This window comes from Paraburkholderia elongata (genome assembly GCF_013177735.1).
In the GTDB taxonomy this organism is placed as follows: domain Bacteria; phylum Pseudomonadota; class Gammaproteobacteria; order Burkholderiales; family Burkholderiaceae; genus Paraburkholderia; species Paraburkholderia elongata.
Genome location: NZ_WOEZ01000315.1, coordinates 1 through 3,410 on the forward strand (window position 1 = coordinate 1; position 3,410 = coordinate 3,410).

Sequence of the window (3,410 nt, forward strand, 5' to 3'; positions counted from 1 at the left end):
AGCAGAGCACACCGGTCACGCAATGGGAACCGTTGCGCGTCTCCTCATGGCCGGCTATCGCCAATCAATGCGTCCGGCCTAGCCGGTCGACGTTCACGCGGAATTATTTGACAAGGAGCGGCGATTGATCGGCCGGAGAGGTCATTCGCAGCCCATCGAGTCCCGTGCTCAACGAATGGCGGGTTGCGAGCGAAGCCTAAGACCGGAGTCGACCCTTCTCTGCCGTTCGCCGCGGTATCCCGGCAACGGCTTCCGGCCTCGGGCGCGAAACCGCGCGGGTTTTGCGCGCCGCCGGCGCACGCGTGATAGTCCCCGCGCGCGACCTGCGCCGCGCCAGCGAGGCACTGGCCGCCATCGACGTGGAAATCGCGCCGATGGATCTGCTCGATCCGGCCTCGATCGACGCTTTTGCGGCGTCGTTCCTCGAATCGACACCGGCGCTGCACATGCTGATCAACAGCGCCGCGATCATGGCCGTGCCGGAATTGATGCGCGACGCGCGAGGCTACGAGTATCAGTTCGCGACCAACCATCTCGGTCACTTTCAGATCGCCATGCGGCTCTTGCCTGCGCTGCGCAAGGCGGGAGGCGCTCGCGTGGTGTCGGTGTCGTCGATCGGCCACCGCTATTCGCCGGTGGTTTTCGACGACCCGAATTTCGAGCGTCGCCCGTACACACCGTGGGCAGGGTATGGGCAATCGAAGACGGCCAACATCCTCTTTGCCGTTGCGCTCGATCAGCGCGAAAAGGCCCACGGGATCCGCGCGTTTTCGCTGCATCCGGGCGCCATTGTCGATACCGGGCTGGGGAAATACGTTACGCGCGAGCAGCTGATCACCGCAGGTGTCCTCGATGAACAAGGCAAGCCGGTGCGCGATCCGGCAAGGCAACTCAAGACCATCGGGCAGGGCGCGGCCACGCAAGTCTGGTGCGCAACCAGCCCGCAACTGAGCGGCTTGGGCGGCGTGTACTGCGAAAATGTCGACGTGGCCCCGGTGATGAAGGAACAACCGGAGAAGATCGATATGGCGGATGCCATGAGGCTTACGGGCGTAGTGCCCTATGCCATCGACTCTGCATTCGCCGATGACCTTTGGGGGCTCAGCGAGCGACTTCTCAACTTCTAGTGGAAGCCGCTACTTGCCGGATTTCGGCTCTTCGGTTTTTTGATGCGACAGGCGCATCATGGCCGGCTGCGGTCCGTTACTTGCTACGAAGCGGCCGTTCGAACGTCGTCGTAAGAGCGTATGCCTATGGCCGTAGTTGGCCGATTGCCGACGACCGGCGAGTTCTGATCCGACTCGGAGCGGATACGCTCGGTAATTCTTTGTCACGGCGACGCCTGAATTCCCTAAGTAACCCGCGCGGCCGGACATTTTGTCGCCTGACTAAACGGCCAGTCACGTCTCAAGAATCTCGATGCCGTTTTCGGCACACCATTGCCTCAGCGCGCTTTCGACAGAGTCGGCTTCAAACGTATACCAGGCTTCGAGAACGCCTTCGCGCTGAAGCAGATCCTTGAAGCGAGAGTAAGCGCCTTGCCGTCGGAAAATTCCTTCGACCTGGTCGTAACGCGCAGGCAACTCTTGTGCGACAAAGCGCAAGGCGAGACTTCTTCCGAGATCGAGATTGTTCTTATGCGGTATCGTAAGGTAGCGATCCGAAGTTTCAAGGTCGTCAGGAATATCCTCGTCGAATGCGTCGTTGGAATCAGATGTCCAATAGACTTCGCCCGTATCGAGCGAGACATACGCGTTGTGCTCCATCGGCGATGCGGAGCTAATGAAGTCGAAGGCCATAGAAAGATCGTCGTATTTGACCGCGACCATGGCTCTACTCCCATAGGTTGTAACGTCCGAGTTGGATGGGCCCCAGCGATCGATATGCGGCGACGCCCGTCCAGCGGCGAACATTTCGGCCCTTAGTCCGTGACTCAGGAAGGTGTCCCTGGTGTGTTTACCATCGTGGTCAAGTCGGACCACGCGCGGAACTGCGATGCCGGCTCGCGTTAGAGCCGCGCTGCATCACCCCGCAAGCGTCGAGCCGATGCGTCTCCTGTAAATTTTAGGCTATTTGAACGTCCGCTGATGGCCACTCGTGAGCGGCAGCTTCCGGCCCGACATGAGCCAATCGTTTCACGTCAACTGCAGCAGCCTGCACGTTGTAGCCAACCGTTCCCGTGTGGCGCGTGTCTTCCCGCAGGGTTCCGTGAACCAATGTGCAAGGCTAGCCTGGCTTGCCTTCGTGTTCGTCAACCGCGACGCGAAGCCGATTGAACCCGTCTGCGAATGCAGCCGACGCGTCACGGAATCGAGCAATTGGCATCGGAACGTTGCGTGCGCCGCCGATCGCCGCGAGTTGTATCGTCTGCGCGGCGATATAGAACCCGGTAAGTGCGTCACCATCGACTGCGACGTCCAGTTTACATTACCTATATAGCTCGTTGCGTCGCAGCATGCCAGTCTCCATCGTGATTTTCGAAGCACCGCTCGTCACGCCTTCTCGGGCGAATCTAGCTGATGCTCGCCCATCACCCACTCGTTAGGAGGGGTGCCATCAGCTGTATTTTGGTACAGCCAGCTTCCGCAGACCGTGCAATTCCAGTTGCTGCTGATTTTCGTCATGTGGATCGGCGGCCCGATTGCACTGACGCCGGAAGCGGCAAGATCGCCATGCGGGGGAACGCTGGATGGCTTGCCGACTAATTCACGACAGGCATTGCACGGCTGCATAACTGTCTCCAATGATCTGATTCGAGGAGTCAAATCGCTCGGCCTTGCCGAGTTCTCGTCGCACCACTGGATCGCCCACCGCTGCGCCGCTTCGATAGCGTCTGCGTCGGAGGGATAGTCGCCGAGGTCGCCCGACCATTTGACCTCGACGGTGTCGCCGCCCACCGAGGCGCGCTGGTAAATCTTTGCACGGGCGTAGTAATGGCCGCCTTCATCTAGAGGCGACGCGTCGATATGGAAGTCCTTGTAGTCGAACTGCATCGTCACCTCCCAATGAGTGGGGAAATCCTACAGTGCGACACTGCGCACAGCAACCGGTTGGGATACCAATCCGTAGCTGTAGGCTGTGGAATTCAGACGCGTGGAGGCGTGCCTGCGTGTTTCTGCATTCTTGATCAGTCGGATCGGCGAAGCGATCACCTTGATCCGTGATCGCGATCGCGATCGCGATCGCCGGGATATACCTCACGCACAACAGCGACGAGAGACCGTAGTCGACCCTGTAGCGGACTATCGAGTTGGCGCGATGCGTATGGCCGTTTCGTCCTCCGGGGGTACAGCGGCCATAGCCTTCGTCGCTGCCATCGACGGTACGTCGTTGCTCCACGATGTTAGCTAGAAGTACGGTAAGTCACGCGGCGTTGGTCAGTTGATGTAGCGGTAACCTTGCTGTGTCGC

At 59.7% G+C, this 3,410-nt stretch carries 2 protein-coding genes and 1 pseudogene; 1 reads left to right on the plus strand and 2 read right to left on the minus strand.

Going from position 1 to position 3,410, the window contains the following annotated elements:
* The first annotated feature begins 236 nt into the window (after positions 1–236).
* The gene (locus tag GNZ13_RS49695; protein ID WP_172178810.1) at positions 237–1,127 is read left to right on the plus strand and encodes an SDR family NAD(P)-dependent oxidoreductase; all 891 of its coding nucleotides are present in this window, start codon (positions 237–239) and stop codon (positions 1,125–1,127) included.
* 273 nt (positions 1,128–1,400) lie between these two features.
* On the opposite strand, the gene GNZ13_RS49700 is transcribed toward GNZ13_RS49695, so the two are convergent.
* Positions 1,401–1,829, minus strand: coding sequence for a hypothetical protein (locus GNZ13_RS49700; protein WP_172178809.1), 429 nt, complete (start codon positions 1,827–1,829; stop codon positions 1,401–1,403).
* A gap of 948 nt (positions 1,830–2,777) precedes the next feature.
* A pseudogene (locus tag GNZ13_RS49710) lies at positions 2,778–2,993 on the minus strand (hypothetical protein); the annotation flags it as partial.
* Positions 2,994–3,410: the final 417 nt, after the last annotated feature.

What these genes read in the sequence shown, in the direction of transcription:
- GNZ13_RS49700 (WP_172178809.1), bottom strand. Translation starts at nt 1,829, where the DNA reads ATGGTCGCGGTCAAATACGACGATCTTTCTATGGCCTTCGACTTCATT.